This window comes from Geminocystis herdmanii PCC 6308, from assembly GCF_000332235.1.
GTDB classification, from domain to species: Bacteria; Cyanobacteriota; Cyanobacteriia; order Cyanobacteriales; family Cyanobacteriaceae; genus Geminocystis; species Geminocystis herdmanii.
In genome coordinates this window covers 1,180,958-1,198,476 of sequence record NZ_CM001775.1, presented here as the reverse complement: position 1 = coordinate 1,198,476, position 17,519 = coordinate 1,180,958, and the positions used below count along the sequence as shown (strand labels likewise).

General features: G+C 34.5%; 19 protein-coding genes and 1 tRNA gene. 11 read left to right on the top strand and 9 right to left on the bottom strand.

From position 1 onward, the window contains the following. Window positions 1-200: 200 nt before the first annotated feature. Window positions 201-1,127, top strand: a complete 927-nt coding sequence (locus SYN6308_RS05990) for a metallophosphoesterase (protein WP_017293532.1) — start codon at window positions 201-203, stop codon at window positions 1,125-1,127. Window positions 1,128-1,172: 45 nt separating this feature from the next. On the opposite strand, the gene SYN6308_RS05985 is transcribed toward SYN6308_RS05990, so the two are convergent. The 3 genes from SYN6308_RS05985 to SYN6308_RS05975 form a co-directional block, all read right to left on the bottom strand. Further along, window positions 1,173-1,865 (bottom strand): glycoside hydrolase family 24 protein, encoded by a 693-nt coding sequence (locus tag SYN6308_RS05985; RefSeq protein WP_017293531.1) that lies wholly within the window; start codon window positions 1,863-1,865, stop codon window positions 1,173-1,175. A 116-nt stretch (window positions 1,866-1,981) separates the two neighbouring features. After that, the gene (gene arsJ, locus SYN6308_RS05980; protein WP_017293530.1) at window positions 1,982-3,214 is read right to left on the bottom strand and encodes an organoarsenical effux MFS transporter ArsJ; all 1,233 of its coding nucleotides are present in this window, start codon (window positions 3,212-3,214) and stop codon (window positions 1,982-1,984) included. 221 nt (window positions 3,215-3,435) lie between these two features. Next, window positions 3,436-4,437: an ArsJ-associated glyceraldehyde-3-phosphate dehydrogenase gene (locus SYN6308_RS05975; protein ID WP_017293529.1), complete on the bottom strand. Its 1,002-nt coding sequence runs from the start codon at window positions 4,435-4,437 to the stop codon at window positions 3,436-3,438. A 264-nt stretch (window positions 4,438-4,701) separates the two neighbouring features. On the opposite strand from SYN6308_RS05975, the gene SYN6308_RS05970 reads away from it, so the two are divergent. Beyond that, window positions 4,702-4,774 (top strand) — tRNA-Phe (locus tag SYN6308_RS05970). A gap of 177 nt (window positions 4,775-4,951) precedes the next feature. Here SYN6308_RS05970 and SYN6308_RS25975 read toward each other — a convergent pair. Then, window positions 4,952-5,188: an HNH endonuclease gene (locus SYN6308_RS25975; protein ID WP_390091426.1), complete on the bottom strand. Its 237-nt coding sequence runs from the start codon at window positions 5,186-5,188 to the stop codon at window positions 4,952-4,954. 721 nt (window positions 5,189-5,909) lie between these two features. Here SYN6308_RS25975 and ppsA point away from each other — a divergent pair. The 7 genes from ppsA to SYN6308_RS05930 all read left to right on the top strand — a co-directional run bounded on the left by ppsA (window position 5,910) and on the right by SYN6308_RS05930 (window position 12,992). After that, complete coding sequence (gene ppsA, locus SYN6308_RS05960) at window positions 5,910-8,420, top strand: phosphoenolpyruvate synthase (protein WP_017293528.1); 2,511 nt, start codon at window positions 5,910-5,912, stop codon at window positions 8,418-8,420. Between the two features lie 188 nt (window positions 8,421-8,608). Continuing rightward, complete coding sequence (locus SYN6308_RS05955; RefSeq protein WP_017293527.1) at window positions 8,609-8,833, top strand: DUF433 domain-containing protein; 225 nt, start codon at window positions 8,609-8,611, stop codon at window positions 8,831-8,833. Window positions 8,834-8,835: 2 nt separating this feature from the next. Beyond that, window positions 8,836-9,204, top strand: a complete 369-nt coding sequence (locus SYN6308_RS05950) for a DUF5615 family PIN-like protein (protein ID WP_017293526.1) — start codon at window positions 8,836-8,838, stop codon at window positions 9,202-9,204. Window positions 9,205-9,310: 106 nt separating this feature from the next. Then, window positions 9,311-10,159 (top strand): type II restriction endonuclease, encoded by an 849-nt coding sequence (locus tag SYN6308_RS05945; protein ID WP_017293525.1) that lies wholly within the window; start codon window positions 9,311-9,313, stop codon window positions 10,157-10,159. Beyond that, entirely contained in the window at window positions 10,156-11,046 is an 891-nt protein-coding gene (locus tag SYN6308_RS05940; protein ID WP_017293524.1) for a DNA adenine methylase, read from the top strand. Before SYN6308_RS05945 ends, SYN6308_RS05940 begins: the two co-directional genes overlap by 4 nt. 100 nt (window positions 11,047-11,146) lie before the next feature. Beyond that, entirely contained in the window at window positions 11,147-12,358 is a 1,212-nt protein-coding gene (locus SYN6308_RS05935; RefSeq protein ID WP_017293523.1) for an AAA family ATPase, read from the top strand. 19 nt (window positions 12,359-12,377) lie between these two features. Then, window positions 12,378-12,992, top strand: coding sequence for a DUF4276 family protein (locus tag SYN6308_RS05930; protein WP_017293522.1), 615 nt, complete (start codon window positions 12,378-12,380; stop codon window positions 12,990-12,992). A gap of 216 nt (window positions 12,993-13,208) precedes the next feature. Here the strand turns inward: SYN6308_RS05930 and SYN6308_RS05925 are convergent, their stop codons facing one another. From SYN6308_RS05925 to pipX, 4 genes are all read right to left on the bottom strand, one after another. Further along, window positions 13,209-13,997 carry a CsgG/HfaB family protein gene (locus SYN6308_RS05925; RefSeq protein WP_017293521.1) on the bottom strand — a complete coding sequence of 263 codons (789 nt, stop codon included), beginning with the start codon at window positions 13,995-13,997 and terminating at the stop codon, window positions 13,209-13,211. Window positions 13,998-14,095: 98 nt separating this feature from the next. Continuing rightward, window positions 14,096-14,845 carry a metallophosphoesterase family protein gene (locus tag SYN6308_RS05920; RefSeq protein WP_017293520.1) on the bottom strand — a complete coding sequence of 250 codons (750 nt, stop codon included), beginning with the start codon at window positions 14,843-14,845 and terminating at the stop codon, window positions 14,096-14,098. Between the two features lie 182 nt (window positions 14,846-15,027). Further along, the gene (locus tag SYN6308_RS05915; protein WP_017293519.1) at window positions 15,028-15,714 is read right to left on the bottom strand and encodes a YggS family pyridoxal phosphate-dependent enzyme; all 687 of its coding nucleotides are present in this window, start codon (window positions 15,712-15,714) and stop codon (window positions 15,028-15,030) included. A gap of 155 nt (window positions 15,715-15,869) precedes the next feature. Continuing rightward, window positions 15,870-16,139 carry a transcriptional coactivator PipX gene (gene pipX / locus SYN6308_RS05910; protein ID WP_017293518.1) on the bottom strand — a complete coding sequence of 90 codons (270 nt, stop codon included), beginning with the start codon at window positions 16,137-16,139 and terminating at the stop codon, window positions 15,870-15,872. Window positions 16,140-16,324: 185 nt separating this feature from the next. On the opposite strand from pipX, the gene SYN6308_RS25740 reads away from it, so the two are divergent. Beyond that, on the top strand, window positions 16,325-16,459 hold the full coding sequence (locus SYN6308_RS25740; RefSeq protein WP_017293517.1) for a hypothetical protein: 135 nt from the start codon (window positions 16,325-16,327) through the stop codon (window positions 16,457-16,459). Window positions 16,460-16,494: 35 nt separating this feature from the next. Beyond that, window positions 16,495-16,941, top strand: a complete 447-nt coding sequence (gene aroQ / locus SYN6308_RS05900) for a type II 3-dehydroquinate dehydratase (RefSeq protein ID WP_017293516.1) — start codon at window positions 16,495-16,497, stop codon at window positions 16,939-16,941. A gap of 5 nt (window positions 16,942-16,946) precedes the next feature. Here aroQ and SYN6308_RS05895 read toward each other — a convergent pair whose 3' ends face one another. Continuing rightward, window positions 16,947-17,519 (bottom strand): Uma2 family endonuclease, encoded by a 573-nt coding sequence (locus SYN6308_RS05895; RefSeq protein WP_017293515.1) that lies wholly within the window; start codon window positions 17,517-17,519, stop codon window positions 16,947-16,949.

The following is a 17,519-nucleotide window of genomic DNA, read 5'->3' as shown; positions in this document are numbered from 1 at the left end:
TTAGTTCTAATTTTAAATATAAAAGTATTTTTAATGTGCTGTTTTTTTTTGGAAAGTTTAAGTTAAACTTGAGATGAAAGAAAACTAAAATTTTTAAGAAATATATTAGTTAATCCTTAATTTTATTGAATCAAATTTAGATGTTAATCAGATATTTTATCAAACTGTTCTTTAAATTGATCAAATTATTTATCTTATTTATGATCATCTTAGGTTTAAGTGTATTAGGTTTTTTTCTATATATTTATCAGATAGAACCTCAGTGGATAAAAGTTAAAAATATTGAACTTAGTTTACCTAATTTAGACTCAGAATTTATCGGTTGGAAAATAGTCCAAATTAGCGATATTCATATCAATGAATGGATGACACAAAAAAGACTCAATAAAATTGTCAAATTAGTTAATCAACAATCTCCTGATATAGTGGTATTAACAGGAGACTTTTTCTCTCAAAATACGACTGAACTTCAAAGATTAGATGGAACTTCACTTTCCTATAGAAAAAAAAGAGCTTCATCATTATTTCAAAGACTTATGAATAAAATAGGTATTTCCACCCCTCAATCTCCTGCTCATTCTTACACGATAGATCAAGAAATTTTAACAAAAAGTTTAATCAATTTAAAACCTAATTATAAAAGTTTTTCTGTATTAGGAAATCATGATTACGCTACGGAAGTAACTTTAGTTGAAAAAGCCTTAGAAGATAGTCATATTATTAATTTAAAAAATGATTTTTATACCTTTGAAAAAAATAATGCCATCCTCAATATTGCCGGGGTTGATTGTTTCACTTATCGAAAAAATAATATCAAAAAAATCTTGAAAAATTTACCAGAAAAAGGAGTTAATATTCTGTTAGTCCATGAACCAGATTATGCTCAATATAGTGCTAAATTCGATCGATTTCAGTTACAATTATCTGGACATTCCCACGGAGGGCAAATTCGTATTCCTTTTATGGGAGCGCCTTTTCTACCCCCTAATGGTAGAACTTATCCACAAGGTTTATACCAAGTTCAAAATATGATTCAATATACTAATCGGGGAGTTGGCATGGCTTACCCTTATATTCGGTTTAATTGTCGTCCAGAAATTACCGTTTTTACATTAAATAGTAAGTAGGAGGTGAAAAAGTCTTGTCATTGCGAAGCAGGAAGCAATCTTTATTTAGCTTCTTTGATTTTCTAATTCTTCTTTGAGTAATTTCTGATAAATTTGGGGTAAATGTTTCGTCATGGTGTTATCTTCAATACCGTAACCTAAACTTGTCCATGTAGGAGACAATAATTTTAAAACTCGATCGATCTTACCCTGTTCTAGTAAATTAGTTATATCTTCATTCCAAGCCTGAGAATCTTTTAGCCAATTATAAACCACTTGATCTTGATATTCTGCTTCAAAACTATAATCTTTCCAGAGCAAAAATTTTGAAGGATCAGGATGATACAAGGAGGCTTTTTCTGCCCAAGTAGTGTTTAAAAATTGGTATCTTCCTGAAGCAGTAGTACATTTACCCTCATTCGGTCCATTAACAATGGTGACACAAATATTGGGATGTTTACTCAAATCCTTGACATATTTCCCCGTATAAATAACATGATAAGGATTAAGATAATTAGATTCACTGGCGCTAATGGTGCGCATCAAGGCGCGAATATAGGGATTTCCCCCTTCCATTACAAGAGGAGGACTCCCATAAATACTAGAGATGAGATGTTGACTAGCTTTTTTTAAATCGCTTTTTTTTTCTTCCACAAAAACACTTACCAACCCTGATAGCATGACTAAAATAATTACTGTTTTGAAGAAATTACCTAGTTGAGTTGTAAAATTTTGCTTACCTTCAGTAAAATTTGTCATACAAATAGCTAAATCGATCGAAAAAGGTTCATTCCAATCATATAATAATTTTTGACCCTTGTATTAAGATAATTGATTGGAGAGTTGGGGAATTAGGGAATTAGGGAATTAGGGAATTAGGGGATTGGGGTATTAGGGGATTGGGATATTATCGGTGGTAATTTGAAGGAAACAAGGGAAGCGATTAAAACGAAAAAGCTAGAAATCCATAAACAGGCTTCGATACCGCCCATTTGAAAGACTACCCCCGATGTAATTGTACCTAATAGCCTTCCTCCTGAGTTTGCCATGTAGTAAAAACCGACGTTTAAGGCTACGTCATCATCTTCCGTGTAAGCTAAAACGAGGTAAGAATGGACAGCAGAATTGAAAGCAAACACAATACCGAAAATAATTAAGCCTCCTGTAATGACGATTTGAGGATTGAATCCTGCCATGAATGCCAGTGCGATCGCAACTGGTACAATAGTTAAGATAGAAGTCCAAATTTGGATAGTACGCGCTTGGGGTGCTTTTCCCGCCTGATTTTGCCGTAGGATGGTGGGGGAGAAAGATTGAATGATACCGTAACCGATAACCCAACAAGCCATATAAGTACCTACTTGAATAAAACTCCAACCCAAATTAGTGCGCAAAAATACGGGTAAGGCTACCACAAACCAAATATCCCTAGCGCCGAATAGGAAAAATCTAGCTAAGGATAAAATATTGATAGCTTTACTCTTAGAAAATAACTGTTTAAATTTAATTTTTGCTTTAATTTTGCCCAAATTTTTAGGAAGAAATTTACCACTTAAAAAGATGATAAATAAAAGCGATGCTTGAATAAATAAAGCATTTTTAAAGCCAAATACTTCTAATAGAAAAGCACCCACAAAAAAGCCTAAACCTTTGAGGGCATTTTTTGAACCTGTAAGAATTGCTACCCATTTAAACAACTTCGATTCTTGCTCTTTCGGCACAACTAAACGTACGGCACTTTTTGAACTCATTTTGGTTAAGTCTTTGGCTACTCCTGAGAATGCCTGAGAAGTCATGACGTATAAAACCTGAAAAGAAACTGCCCATTCAAAGTTAATTACCCCTAACATAACAAGGGCAAAAATTTGTAAAGCGATACCGCCATAGAGAGTTAATCTTAAACCAAATTTTGAGCCAATCCAACCTCCTAAAAAGTTAGTAATTATGCCAAATATTTCGTAAAATAGGAATAAAAAAGCGATTTCGATCGGACTAAAACCAAGTTTATTAAAGTGCAATAAAACGAGCATTCTTAATGCACCATCAGTAATAGTATAACCCCAATAAGCAGAGGTAACTAAAGCATAATTGCGTAAATTTTTATCCATAAAAAACAATTAGGAATTAAGAATTAAGAATTAAAGATGAGAAATTAGGATGTTAATTAATAGCTCACCGTGTAATGAATTACACGGCTAATAGATTCACGTTCAATAAATTGAACTCTTATTTTTCTTTGCGTTACTCATTGAGAGAAGATATAGAAATCTTTTTACCTCTTTGCGTCTTTGCGTCTTTGCGTGATAAAAAATTTACTATGATTTTTTGACTAGCCTAGATTGCTAATTTTGTTAACTAATTCTATGAGACGATTAGAATAACCCCATTCGTTGTCATACCATGCCAAAATTTTTACCTGAGTATCATCGATAACCATAGTGGAGGGTGCGTCAATAATACTCGATCGAGGATCATCTTTGTAATCTATAGATACTAAAGGCAATTCTTCATAGCCTAGAATGTCCTTTAATTCTGCTTCAGAGGCTTCTTTTAATAAAGCGTTGACTTCTGCTACTGTAGTTTTTCGATCGACTTCAAAAACACAATCCGTTAAGGAAGCGTTTAACATCGGCACTCTTACCGCTATACCGTTGAGTTTTCCCTTCAACTCAGGGTATATCATAGCAATAGCAGTAGCCGATCCTGTGGTGGTGGGTACTAGAGATTGAATACAAGACCTTGCTCTGCGTAAATCCTTATGGGGGGCATCCACCACAATTTGAGTATTCGTGACATCGTGAATAGTGGTAATTACGCCGTGTTTGATACCTAATTTTTCATGAATAACTTTCACCACGGGAGCTAAACAATTAGTAGTACAAGAAGCGGCGGTTAAGAGATGATGTTTCTCAGGATTGTAAAGATGATCATTTACCCCCATAACAATATTAAGCGCTTCTTCCTTGACAGGTGCGGCTACCACAACTTTTTTTACACCGCTTTCAAAATAGGGGTTGAGGGTGTCTGGAGTGCGAAATTTACCCGAACTTTCGATGACTAAATCCACTCCCAAATCCGCCCAAGGCACTTGATTTGGGGTACTATATTCACTAAAACTAATTTTTTTCCCTTCAATGACAAGGTGATCATCTTCTACGGTAATAGATTTTTGCCAACGCCCATGCACGGAATCAAATTCAATGAGATGTGCTGCTGTCGCTACTCCACCTTTTACCTCATTTATATGGACAAATTCCAAGGCTGGATTATCCCAACCTGCCCTTAATGCTAGTCTGCCGATGCGCCCAAAACCGTTAATACCAATACGCATATAATACTTTAATTAATGGAACATAACAAGAAAAGTTGTTTTATTCCGCAGTAATTCTTGGTTATTAGTTTCTAACAATTTGATATACTGGTATTTTAAACAACTAATTCTCATAGCTCGATCGTACCATCAAAACAAGAAAACTTGGTTTAAGGATTGGTTAAGAAGAATGAGTAATGCCCACCATAATTAATTTAAAAAATTTTAGAAAAATTCTTGCCAATTAGAAAAAAATTAGTTATATTAGATAAGTGACGAAAGTCAGGCAGGATAGCTCAGTTGGTAGAGCAGAGGACTGAAAATCCTCGTGTCGGCGGTTCAATTCCGCCTCCCGCCATAAAGTGTACAGTGCCAAATTAATTGTCATCAGTGACAAATTAATGTCATTTAAGTCATTGTTTTCAGTCCTCTGCTCCTTTCAATGTCGGGTAAGTAGAGGGGATTGCCCCCCTTTTCTCCCCTAAGAACCGTACATACAAGTTTCCAAGCATACGGCTCAAGCATTTACACTACTTTAAAATAAACTAAGTTGTATTGGTTGCTTGTTTGTTGACAATTCCTCCATTGCGTTCTCCGTAGAGTATTGCTCTTTTGGTGTGTCCGTTTTGTGTCTCTGTGTTGACCTCACAGCGACTTTGTGCTCAGCTTTGTGGCAGTAATAATGCAGTATTACTAGGTTTTTAGTGAAATCACTTCCGCCTAAAGCTCTTGGAATGATGTGATGTATTTCCGTGGATTCACCATTAAACAACGACTGCTGAAAGTTTGGACAGATGAAGTTTTGTTGCGATGCAATTTTTCTCCATCTTGGGTTGAATTTTTCGGACTCCAATTTGTCCAGTTTCTTTCTCCTTTTGGTGAAATACTCCCTTAAATCTGGATTGTCTGGTGAGTTGGTTTTCAATACTGTTCGGTTAGTCTTTCAAGTTCTTGAGTCTGCCCCCTAAATCCCCCAATGGGGGACTTTCACCAAATCTACTCCCCCCAAATTTGGGGGCTGGGGGCTTATCCGAACAGTATTGTGCCATATCAAATAAAACTTAAATATGATACGATCGAATGAGTAATTTAGTCCATAGTAAAATATAAAGTTTAATCTTTGCAAAGAATAGTTAAGTTTCTTATCAAAAAAATAATTTGGTCATAATATCTGCTTTAATAAAGTTAGATTCAGATAAGTAATTTTAAAGAAAGAAAAAACAGTCAGAGAAGTAAAAAATATTAACTTGATCTTAATTTTTCTTATTTTATATAAACTGTAAGATTTTTAACCAAGAATTAAAAACAGTTTTATCGAAAAATATAATTAAGATTTAGTCGGGGTAATCTTTTGTTTTTCTTAATATTTGTTTGCCCGAAAATCTGAATCTTAAACAAACATTAAGTTAAAAATTACTTTCCCCAATTACGATAAGGTTTACTCCCTATTTTCTAGGCTGTTTGAGATTATATAATTAAGGAGATTAATTATTATGGTAAGTACTGCTCCAGAAAGAATTGAAACCACAACCAAACAAGAAAAATTTGTCCTCTGGTTTGAAGAAGTGGGTATCGAAGATGTGCCAATGGTAGGGGGTAAAAATGCTTCCCTTGGGGAGATGATTCAACAATTGACTGCAAAAGGTGTTAATGTACCCACAGGATTCGCAACCACTGCTTATGCTTATCGCTACTTTGTCAAAAAAGCAGGGTTAGAAGATCAACTGCGCAAGATTTTTGCTAATTTGGATGTGGAAGATTTGCCTAATTTACAAGCCGTTGGGCGACAAGCTAGGGCATTAGTGTTAAATACTCCCTTCCCCAAAGAGTTGAATTTGGCTATTTCTGAGGCTTATTTTAAACTTTGTCAACGCTACGGTAACAATCCTAATCTTTGCACTACCGATGATGAAGAAGAAATGATGCGTTTGCGTAGTTGCTCCTATGATACGGATGTAGCAGTTCGATCGAGCGCGACAGCAGAAGACTTACCCGACGCTAGTTTTGCAGGGCAACAAGAAACCTATCTTAACGTACACGGTGTCAAAAACGTTTTAGATGCTTGTCATAAATGTTTCGCTTCCATTTTCACCGATCGAGCTATATCATATCGTACAGTAAAAGATTTTGATCACTTTGAAGTAGCTTTGTCTGTGGGTGTACAAAAAATGGTTCGATCGGACTTAGCCTCATCAGGTGTTATGTTTAGTATCGACACCGAAACAGGCTTTAAAGATGCCGCCTTCGTTACTTCTGCCTACGGTTTAGGGGAAAACGTGGTACAAGGTGCAGTTAACCCCGATGAATTTTTCGTCTTTAAACCCACCTTAAAACAGGGCTTTAAACCCATTTTAAATAAACGTCTTGGCTCGAAAGAAGTCAAAATGGTGTATGACTTGGGCGGTGGCAAACAGGTTAAAAACGTTCCCGTGTCTGAATCCGAGCGTTTGCAATATTCCATTACCGATGAAGAAGCCTTAACTCTGGCTCGTTGGGCTTGTATTATCGAAGATCATTACAGCGCAAAACGGGGTCAAAATAGCCCCATGGACATTGAATGGGCAAAAGATGGTCAAACGGGTCAATTGTTCATCGTCCAAGCCCGTCCAGAGACGGTACAATCACAAAAATCGGGTAGTGTCCTCCGTGACTATAAACTAAAAGATACAAATGAAATACTTATTACGGGTCGTGCCGTAGGTGAAATGATCGGTCAAGGTTTAGCCCGTGTTATCCTCAACGTCCATCAAATTGGTGAGTTTAAAGCAGGTGAAGTACTTGTAACTAACAAAACCGATCCCGATTGGGAACCCATCATGAAAAAAGCTAGTGCGATCGTCACTAACCAAGGAGGAAGAACTTGTCACGCCGCTATTATTGCCCGTGAAATGGGTATTCCCGCCATCGTAGGTTGTGGTAATGCGACAGGTATGCTAAAAACAGGTCAAGATATTACCGTATCTTGTTCGGAAGGAGAAGAAGGACGAGTGTATGAAGGTTTAGTACCTTTTGACATCATCGAAACTCAACTGGACAATTTGCCCAAAACTCGCACGAAAATCTTGATGAATGTGGGTAATCCTGAAGAAGCCTTCAAATTAGCGGCAATTCCTTGCGATGGCGTTGGTTTAGCTCGTTTAGAGTTCATTATCGCTAATCAAATCAAAGCGCATCCTTTAGCCTTGATGAAATTCGATGAATTAACGGACGAAACGGCGAAAAAAGAGATTGCAGAGTTAACCCTAGGCTATCAAAATAAAGCAGATTTCTTCGTGGATAAAGTGGCTCAAGGGGTAGGTACGATCGCCGCCGCTTTCTATCCTAATCCCGTAGTTGTGCGGATGTCTGACTTCAAATCCAATGAGTATGCTAACCTCTTGGGGGGAACAGATTTTGAACCCAAAGAAGAAAACCCCATGATTGGTTGGCGTGGTGCGTCTCGTTATTACGATGAAAACTACCGTGATGCTTACGGTTTAGAATGTAAAGCGCTTAAACGTGTCCGTGATGACATGGGTTTAACCAACGTAATTCCGATGATTCCTTTCTGTCGTACTCCCTATGAAGGTCGCCGAGTATTAGCAGAGATGGAAAAACATGGCTTAAAACGGGGTGAAAATGGCTTACAAGTTTATGTAATGTGCGAAATTCCTAGTAACGTTATTTTAGCGGATCAATTTAGCGAAATTTTTGACGGATTCTCCATTGGTTCAAATGATCTAACTCAATTAACATTAGGACTCGATCGAGATTCCTCATTAGTAGCACACATTTTCGATGAACGCAACCAAGCCGTTAAAGATATGGTAGCCATGGTAATTGAAAAAGCGAAACGCAATAACCGCAAAATCGGTATTTGTGGACAAGCACCCAGCGATTACCCTGAATTTGCCCGTTTCTTAGTGGAATTAGGCATTGACTCCATGAGTTTAAACCCCGATTCTTTACTAAAAACCTTGCTTGATATTGCCAAATTAGAAGAAAGATTAGACGCTAATAAATAGCCTGTAGGTTGGGTTGAGGAAACGAAACCCAACATCAAAAATTTACTTAAAAGTTCCCTCTAAAAAGAGGGATTTTTTATAATTGTAGGGTGGGCATTGCCCTCCAAAAAACCTCTAATATGATTCAGAAAACCAAAACATCAAATGATGCTCTAAAATAAGAATATCCTTGACATTTAGCTCGAAAAATGGACAGAATAACTGTTAACTCTCAAATTCATTTCGGTAAACCTTGTATCGCAGGTACACGCGTTACTGTACAAAGCATTCTCGAATTACTTAATGATGGACTTTCTTTTGATTCGATTATTCAGGATTATTACCCTGATTTACAAGTTGAGGATATTCGTGCTTGTCTCAAATATGCCATCGCCTTGGTAGCGGCGGAGGATATTGATTTAGTATTAGCTTAACTATGAAATTGTTACTAGACCAAGATGTATATGCGATTACGGCAAATTTTTTAAGACACATTGGGCATGATGTGCTACTTGTAGCCGAGATAGGACTTTCACAAGCACCTGATGAAGAAATACTTAGCACAGCACAACAACAAGGACGAATTCTGATTACTAGAGATAGAGACTATGGAAATCTGGTTTTTGTTCAGGCAAGAGGCTTTGGAGTTATATATCTTAGAATTTTATCGACTACCGTAAAAGCAGTGCATAATGAGTTACAGAAAGTTTTAGAAAATTACTCGGAAGTAGATTTAATCAACGCATTTGTAGTTATCGAACCAAATGGACATAGATTTAGAAAACCACTTCCAAACTTTCCCTAATCAACTTTAGGTATTGATATAAGTTATTTTCTGATTAGATTTTTTTATAATTGTAGGGTGGGCATTGCCCACCAAAAGAAGTTTATTTTAATAATTAAAATCAAAATTGAAAAAACAAAATAAATTAACACCAAAAGATAAATTTTTTCAAGGTATTAGAAATCTAGCAGATACTTTAAATGAATATACAATGACAGAAAATGATCAATGGACAATTAAAGGTTTTATTGATGCTTTTCAGAATATTTATACTATATCATCAGATACTAAAATTATTTCTAAAATATTAGAAATTCATCTTTTTCCTAAAATTTTAGCTTTTGCCCAAGAAAATAATTATAAAATTGTCTTAGCTGAACATCAAAATTATTATCCAGATATATCATTTATTGCGAATCAAGATTCATCAATAAAATTTGCTCTTGATTTTAAAACAACTTATCGTAATCTTGATAAAAATTGGCTATGTAATGGTTTTACTTTAGGTTCTCATGGTCAATATTTTCAAGAAAGAAATAGTACTAAAAATATACAATTTCCTTATAGTTCGTATTCAGGACATTTTTGTTTAGGAATTATTTATGATCGAGTAGAAAATGCCACTATTGATGAGACAAAAATTTATAATATTAATGAACTTAAATTAATTAACTCTGTTATTTCTAATCTTCAATTTTTTGTTGCTGAAAAGTGGCGTATTGCATCAGATAAAAGAGGTTCAGGAAATACGGCAAATATAGGAAGTATTCAACGTATTGAAGATATTTTACAAGGTAATGGAATGTTTAGTCGTTTAGGAGAAGAATGGTTCGATGATTATTGGATGAATTTTGGTAAAATTACGATCAAAGATTCTCAAGGTGAAACAAAAAAAATCACAAATTTAGAAGATTTTGTCAAATATCGTCAAGGAGATACTTCATTAATTGTTAAAAGAGATAATAAAAAGTTATGACAGAAAAAATAATTATACCGCCGATTAAATGTCAGGGCATAAAAACAAAATTAGTATTATGGATTAAAGCAATTATTCCTGATAATTTTAATGGATATTGGATTGAACCGTTTATGGGTTCTGGCGTTGTTGCTTTTAATATTATGCCAAAAAAAGCTATTTTAGCTGATAGTAATCCTCATTTAATTAATTTTTATAAAGCAATACAAGAAGAAAAAATAAATGCTAGTATAGTTAAAATATTTTTAGAAAATGAAGGAAAAATCTTAGAAAAAACTCAAGGAGAATATTATTACACTGTCAGACAAAGATTTAATGAAAAATTAAATCCTCTTGATTTTTTATTTTTAAATAGGGCGTGTTTTAATGGGATGATAAGATTTAATAATAAAGGTTATTTTAATGTTCCATTTTGTAAAAAACCTCAGCGTTTTTCTAAGGCTTATATCACAAAAATATGTAATCAAGTTCAAGCTCTTTTTTCTCTCTTAAAAATGGGAAATTATGAATTTATTTGTCAGGATTTTTCTGATACTATAGCGATGGCAAAAGATAAAGATTTAATTTATTGTGATCCTCCCTATATAGATAGATATAATGATTATTATAATGGTTGGCAAGAGAAAGACGAATATAAATTAAGTGAACTTTTAAAGTCTGTAAAAACGAATTTTATTATGTCCACATGGCACAGTAATCATTATCGAGAAAATAACTATCTTAGTTTAATTTGGTCTGATTATTACTGTTTAACTCGTCAACATTTTTATCATCTAGGTGGTAAAGAAATTAATCGTAATCCGATGCTTGAAGCCTTAATAACTAATTTTCAAACCAATTATATAGAAATTCATTCTTCTAAATCTGAACAATTATCGATATTTTAACTTCAAAAAGCAGAACAAAGATTGGACGCAAATAAATAGTTATAATATTTGGGTAGGGTCAAATTATAAAGCCTTACCCACTCATCCATCAACAACTTAGATGCAACAAAATATTCCTAGAATAGAATCTCTAAAAGTCCAAAATTATCGGGCTTTACATAATCTTGAATTAAAAGAGATTACTCCTTTAACAGTATTTTTGGGACCCAATGGCAGTGGAAAATCTACCATATTTGATGTTTTTGCTTTTTTATCAGAATGTTTTACAGAAAGTTTAAGAACGGCATGGGATAGACGGGGAAGATTTCGAGAATTGCGTACTAGGGGGAGTGAAGGGTATATTGTGATAGAAATAAAATATAGAGAAGAATATCATCCCAGAAAATCGCCCATCATCACATATCATTTGGCGATCGCACAAGAAAATAATCGTCCTTTTGTAGCTGAAGAATGGTTACAGTGGACAAGAGGACGTGGTGGTAAACCTTTTCGCTTTTTAGACTTTAAAAAAGGAGAAGGGCAAGTTATTAGTGGTGATACTCCCGATGCTGAAAATGAACGTATTTCAGAAAAGTTAGAATCCCCAGAATTTTTAGCTGTGAATACTTTAGGGCAGTTTTCTAAGCATCCAAGGGTTAGCGCTTTAAGGAAATTTATTACCAGTTGGTATTTATCTTATATTAGTGCTGATAATACCCGAACTCGTCCTGAAGCGGGTGCGCAAGAAAGATTAACTCCTACTGGAGATAATTTACCTAATGTCATTCAATATCTAAAAGAAGAACACCCAGAAAGATTAGATGAAATATTAAAAATTCTGTCCCTTCGTATTCCTCGTCTGGAAAAAGTGGAAGCATCAATTATGCCTGATAATTACCTTTTATTACAAATAAAAGATGCTCCTTTTGCTCAACCGATACTCTCAAAATTTGCCTCTGATGGAACATTAAAAATGTTAGCTTATTTAACTGTATTATATGATCCTCAACCGCCTCAATTAGTAGGCATAGAAGAACCAGAAAATCATTTACATCCTCGCTTATTGCCTGAATTAGCAGAAGAATGTCGTAGTGCATCTAGTAACACTCAATTAATGGTGACAACTCATTCTCCTTTCTTTGTAGATTCTTTAAAACCTGAAGAGTTGTGGGTTTTATACCGAGATGAAAAAGGTTTTACCCAAGCAAAAAGAACGGCAGATATGAAGGGAGTAAAAGAATTTATTGAACATGGTGCATTATTAGGCTCTTTATGGATGGAAGATTATTTTGATGTAGGAAATCCTTTAAAAAATTCTGGTTTAGGAAGATAAATTTGAGGAGTAAATAATCGTGAATTTGGAATTTTTAGTCGAGGAAGCATCTTTAAAAGAAGCGTTACAAAATTTATTACCAAAAATATTACCTTCTGAAATAGCTTTTAACATTCACGATTTTCGAGGGAAAGAAGATTTATTGAAAAAACTGCCTAATCGTTTAAAAGGTTATAAGGCTTGGATTCCTAATGATTATAAAATTATTGTGATGATTGATGAAGATAGAGAAGATTGTCTTAAATTAAAACAAAAATTAGAAGATATTGCGAAACAAAGTGGTTTTATTACTAAAAGTTCAAAAACAAATAATCAAGATTTTCAAGTTCTTAATCGTATTGTTGTAGAAGAATTAGAAGCATGGTTTTTTGGTGATATAAATGCTATTCATCAAGCCTATCCAAGGGTATCTAAAAATATAGCCAATCAGCAATCCTATCGAAATCCTGATAACATAAAAGGAGGAACTTGGGAAGCATTAGAAAAAATTTTAAATAGAGCTGGTTATTTTAAAGGTGGATTACAAAAATTAGTCTGTGCTAGAGAAATTTCTGGGTATATGAATCCTGACGAAAATCGCTCAAAAAGTTTTCAAGTTTTCATTCAAGGTTTACAAGACATAATAAAAACTTAGTTTCTATTAACTTTTTTATATATTAAAAATTAACTTAAATTATCCCTCTTTTTAGAGGTACTTTTTATAATTGTAGGGTAGGCAATGCCGACCAAAAGAAATATTATTGATTATTTTTAAACTCGATATTGCCAAATTAGAAAAAAAACTAGACGCAAAAAAATAGCCCCTAGGTTGGGTTAGGCTTTGTTAACCCAACATAAAAACGAACCGAGGTTATTCTAATTGTAAAGAATCAAGGGTATTTTGACGACGCTTATCTTCTTTGGCTTTATATTCCGAAAGACAGTTATCTTTTTCTACCATCACACAACTTAAATAGTTGGTAATCTCAATAATTCCTGCTCTTAATGCCTTGCCGACTGGAGCTTTTTCCACTTTTTGATTATCATTACCAGTGTTAATAAGCCCACCTAAAAAACCGACATTATTAGAAGTGCTTTCAGCTTCATCCACGGCACGTCCTTCTACGGTACGGGAATAAACGACTTCTCCTGTAGTTGTGTCCACCACTCGTAAATCAATGGCAACGTAGGCTTCTTGTTTGCTTTTGCGTCCACTATTGCCAAAATTGACAATGCCTAAGTTAACCCCAAAACGATTACCGCTAGATTCTTGGGCAACTCCTTCTTCATAGGATGTTACTTTTCCTAATATAACATATCTTGCACCAGTTAATTCTCCTTTTTGGGCTGCGGTTTCTTTTTTCACTAAGCCTAATTCGGCTAATTCTTGTTCAGAGAGTACCGCATCTAGTTTCTGTCTTTCTACTACGGTAAAACTACCTGTTGAGTTTAATTCATTACTCAAGGCATCGGCTAGTTGTCGAGATGTACCCGATTTCCACCACCACCAATTAGTTTCATTTTTAAAATCAGGTACAGAAATAGAGGGTTTATCTTGTGCTAATACGGATATATTTCCGATCGAAAACCCTAGGGTTAGGGTTGCTAAACTGATTATGGCGTTACGACTAAAACGGCGAGAAAAGTTGAGGATTTTCATGGTGCAACGACTGAAATAATAAATAATAATTCTATCGTATCATAAACTAAAATTAATTCGTAACTTTTAGATATTTTTTGATGAATTTATAAACCTTATTAAAATAAGGCTTTCTGACGACGGGAAAAGAGTTTACGAGTATTGATTTTAGTCACACTTTTATCAAGGGGAATTTTACGGAAATTTTTGCCATGGCTATTAACTTGATAAACCATTGATTCGTTTAAGTCTAAAGCAGTTAACCATCCATGTTCGGGGTGATAAACTCCTGTGTCAATACCAATCCAGCCTTCTCCCCCTGCTAATTGTCCCGATTTTACCCCTTGAAAAGTAAAGGTTATGGTGTGACCAATAATAATGGTTTTATCTTTAAAATAAGGCTCAATAGTATCATGGAATAATTGACGAATCCAACAAAATTGTTCAGAAGATTGTTGCTCAAGGGGAAGACGAGGATCAACTCCTGCATGAACTAACCAATAATCCCCCAAGTCAAAGTATAAAGGTAAGTTTTTAAACCATTCAAGATGCTCCGGAGGTGGCATTTTATTATCATAACTAGCAATAGTGGTATTTCCTCCGTTTTGTAACCATCCGTGAAATACTTGTTGATTAATCTGTTGTCCTCCTATGGCATCTAGTAACATCACTTCATGGTTGCCCAAGATGCACTTATAATCATTTTTGATCACAAGATCAACTACTTTAGCACTTTGAGAACCACGATCGATCAAATCTCCCAGAAAATAAATTTCATCCTCCTGACAGGGGGCTATATTTTCCAGTAATTCCGATAAGGCAGTATAATGACCGTGAACATCTCCAATTACCAATCTTTTGTTACTCATGGGCGATATATAAAGTTTTGTTACAGATTCTCTGAAATGTTACCATTATAACCAATTCCATGAACAATTAATTAAGAATTAAGAATTAAGAATTAAGAATTAAGAAAGTATCTCCGAGTCTTCTAGTCTTCTAGTCTTCTAGTCTTCTAGTCTCCCAGTCTGATCTATGAATGGGGTAAAATTTAATATGGTTTACGATCGCCAAAAATAATAGTTCCCAATCTTACCATAGTAGCACCCGCCTCGATGGCTAATAAATAATCTCCAGACATTCCCATGGATAATTGATCAAAATTAGAATTAAAGGAATCCTTAATATTCTCTAGTAAATCTCTAGCTTGAGCAAAAGCCGATAAAATTTCATCGGAAGATAACCCCAAGGGTAAAATAGTCATTAATCCTCGAATATTCAGATACTTAAAGGATTTTAAAGTCTCCAAATCTTCGTATAGTTGACTGATACTCCAACCATGTTTATTCTCGTCAGGTAATATTTTTACTTGTAAACAAATTTGAGGTAAATCAGTAATAACTTTTTCATCTAAGGCTTGTTGACTATAAGTATCTAATTTTTGAGCTAACTTGAGGCTATCCACAGAATGAATCCAAGAAAAACATTCTATGGCTTTTTTTGCCTTATTCGTCTGTAAATGCCCAATAAAATGCCAACAAATATCAGAAAAATCCTTTAACTGTTCTTGTTTGGCAATGGCATCCTGTAATTTATTCTCAGCAAAATCTCTTATCCCCTCACCGTAAACCATTACCATCGCTTCTAGGGGTACAGTTTTCGACACGGCAATTAACCGCACATGGGAAGGGATAGTTGTTTGAATTTCTCTTAATCTATGGACAAGATTATCATTCATAATTTACCTGAGTTAGATGTAAGAATCCCTAATTAATAATTGATTGAAGGAATGAGAACAAAAAATCTGATTAAGTTTCGGAAATATTTAGAAAACATTAATTAATAATTTTCCGTCAATTCTGACTATTATCTCCTTTCTTCTCTGTTAATAATTTATTGAAAAGTTCGTTGATAAAGCTCGTTGACTTGTTTATAAGCCTCCCATTCACCATTACCCCGAAGACGGCGTAATTTTGCTTCTACTAATAAACGCGCTTCTGTGCGACTTAATGGCTCAAAAATTGTTTCTTGGGGTTGAATAATCACCTTGAAAAAAAGACGTTGAGCATATAATGTCGTGAATAATTCCTCGTTTTTTTCCACGACACACAAACGATAAAGAAGACCAAAATTGGGATGATTTATATATATTTCTGTACTCATTAAACTTATAGAATAATGCTAAATATTTGGGTATTAGCATAGACAATAATTGATTGTATCCTTTCTTTTGCATAATTTTCTAAAATCTTGGCTCGATCGAAAAACTTTAATAGTTGCATTTACAAAAAGTAAAGGTTATGATGGTTTTATATTCAGAAAAAGTGTTATAGGAGTCTTCTTTATTAATGGATCAAATAGAGAAAGTGATTGAAAAACTGAAAGAGTGGACTCAAAAATTAATTGAGGCTTTACTAGGACCACAATCAGAACCTGAACCGGAATTAATACCTATTCCAGTAAGGGATCGTACTCGATATTAAACTTCATTAAATTATAATTTTAGAGAGTTTTTTCCTTGTCCAAGTTTAGCATTTTAGTCTTAAATGGTCCTAATCTTAATCTTTTAGGCAAAAGAGAACCGAATATCTACGGACATCTTACCCTAGAAGATATTAACAAGATGTTGGAGCAAGAGGCAACAAAATTAGATGTCACCCTCTCTTGTTTACAATCCAACCATGAAGGGTTTTTAGTCGATTCAATCCATAACGCTTTGAATCATCATCAGGGTATTTTAATTAATGCTGGTGCTTATACTCATACAAGTGTAGCCATCCGAGATGCTTTAGCCGGGGTGGCTATTCCTGTGGTGGAAGTTCATCTTAGTAATATTTATCGTCGAGAAGATTTCCGTCATCATTCATATATAGCTGCGATCGCCATCGGACAAATAAGCGGTTTTGGTGGGCAAAGTTATCTTTTAGGGTTACAGGCTTTGGTTAATTATCTTCAAGAAAAATAGATTTTTTACCAAATAAGTTCTAAATTTAAGACAAAATTAACTAAAATATTTTCCCCGGATAAAGTGTTAGGGTTGTCTAATATTTCTACTGTTTTATCTTCTCGATAAATCTCGACTTGACGATTTTTGCGGTTAATTAACCATCCCAATTGACAACTATTTTCTTGATATTCTTTCATCTTTTCTTGGGTGTCTTTTAAGCTGTCACTGGGAGACATTAATTCAATGACAAAATCGGGACAAATACGGGCAAATTTTTCTTTTTCTTCATCGGGAATTAGTTGCCATTTTGCTAAAGAAATCCAAGAAGCATCAGGAGATCGAACTGCATTATTTGGTAAGATAAAACCAGCAGAAGAATCAAAAACTATGCCTAAATTCGATCGAGTATTCCATATCCATAATTGAGCTATTATACTAGCATTGCGGTTACTACTAATATCCCCTACTGGTGACATAATAACTAAATCTCCTTTACTATTTTTCTCAAATTTGACATTACGATTATTGACACATAATTGATAAAATTTATCATGGGTTAATTCGATCGATCGACAATCAATAGTTAAGTTACTCAT

Bases quoted from the DNA above. Each gene is read 5' to 3' on its own strand.
- SYN6308_RS05990 (WP_017293532.1), top strand. From the start codon at position 201: ATGATCATCTTAGGTTTAAGTGTATTAGGTTTTTTTCTATATATTTAT.
- SYN6308_RS05985 (WP_017293531.1), bottom strand. From the start codon at position 1,865: ATGACAAATTTTACTGAAGGTAAGCAAAATTTTACAACTCAACTAGGT.
- arsJ (WP_017293530.1), bottom strand. From the start codon at position 3,214: ATGGATAAAAATTTACGCAATTATGCTTTAGTTACCTCTGCTTATTGG.
- SYN6308_RS05975 (WP_017293529.1), bottom strand. From the start codon at position 4,437: ATGCGTATTGGTATTAACGGTTTTGGGCGCATCGGCAGACTAGCATTA.
- ppsA (WP_017293528.1), top strand. From the start codon at position 5,910: ATGGTAAGTACTGCTCCAGAAAGAATTGAAACCACAACCAAACAAGAA.
- SYN6308_RS05955 (WP_017293527.1), top strand. From the start codon at position 8,609: ATGGACAGAATAACTGTTAACTCTCAAATTCATTTCGGTAAACCTTGT.
- SYN6308_RS05950 (WP_017293526.1), top strand. From the start codon at position 8,836: ATGAAATTGTTACTAGACCAAGATGTATATGCGATTACGGCAAATTTT.
- SYN6308_RS05940 (WP_017293524.1), top strand. From the start codon at position 10,156: ATGACAGAAAAAATAATTATACCGCCGATTAAATGTCAGGGCATAAAA.
- SYN6308_RS05935 (WP_017293523.1), top strand. From the start codon at position 11,147: ATGCAACAAAATATTCCTAGAATAGAATCTCTAAAAGTCCAAAATTAT.
- SYN6308_RS05925 (WP_017293521.1), bottom strand. From the start codon at position 13,997: ATGAAAATCCTCAACTTTTCTCGCCGTTTTAGTCGTAACGCCATAATC.
- SYN6308_RS05920 (WP_017293520.1), bottom strand. From the start codon at position 14,845: ATGAGTAACAAAAGATTGGTAATTGGAGATGTTCACGGTCATTATACT.
- SYN6308_RS05915 (WP_017293519.1), bottom strand. From the start codon at position 15,714: ATGAATGATAATCTTGTCCATAGATTAAGAGAAATTCAAACAACTATC.
- pipX (WP_017293518.1), bottom strand. From the start codon at position 16,139: ATGAGTACAGAAATATATATAAATCATCCCAATTTTGGTCTTCTTTAT.
- SYN6308_RS25740 (WP_017293517.1), top strand. From the start codon at position 16,325: ATGGATCAAATAGAGAAAGTGATTGAAAAACTGAAAGAGTGGACTCAA.
- SYN6308_RS05895 (WP_017293515.1), bottom strand. From the start codon at position 17,519: ATGAGTAACTTAACTATTGATTGTCGATCGATCGAATTAACCCATGAT.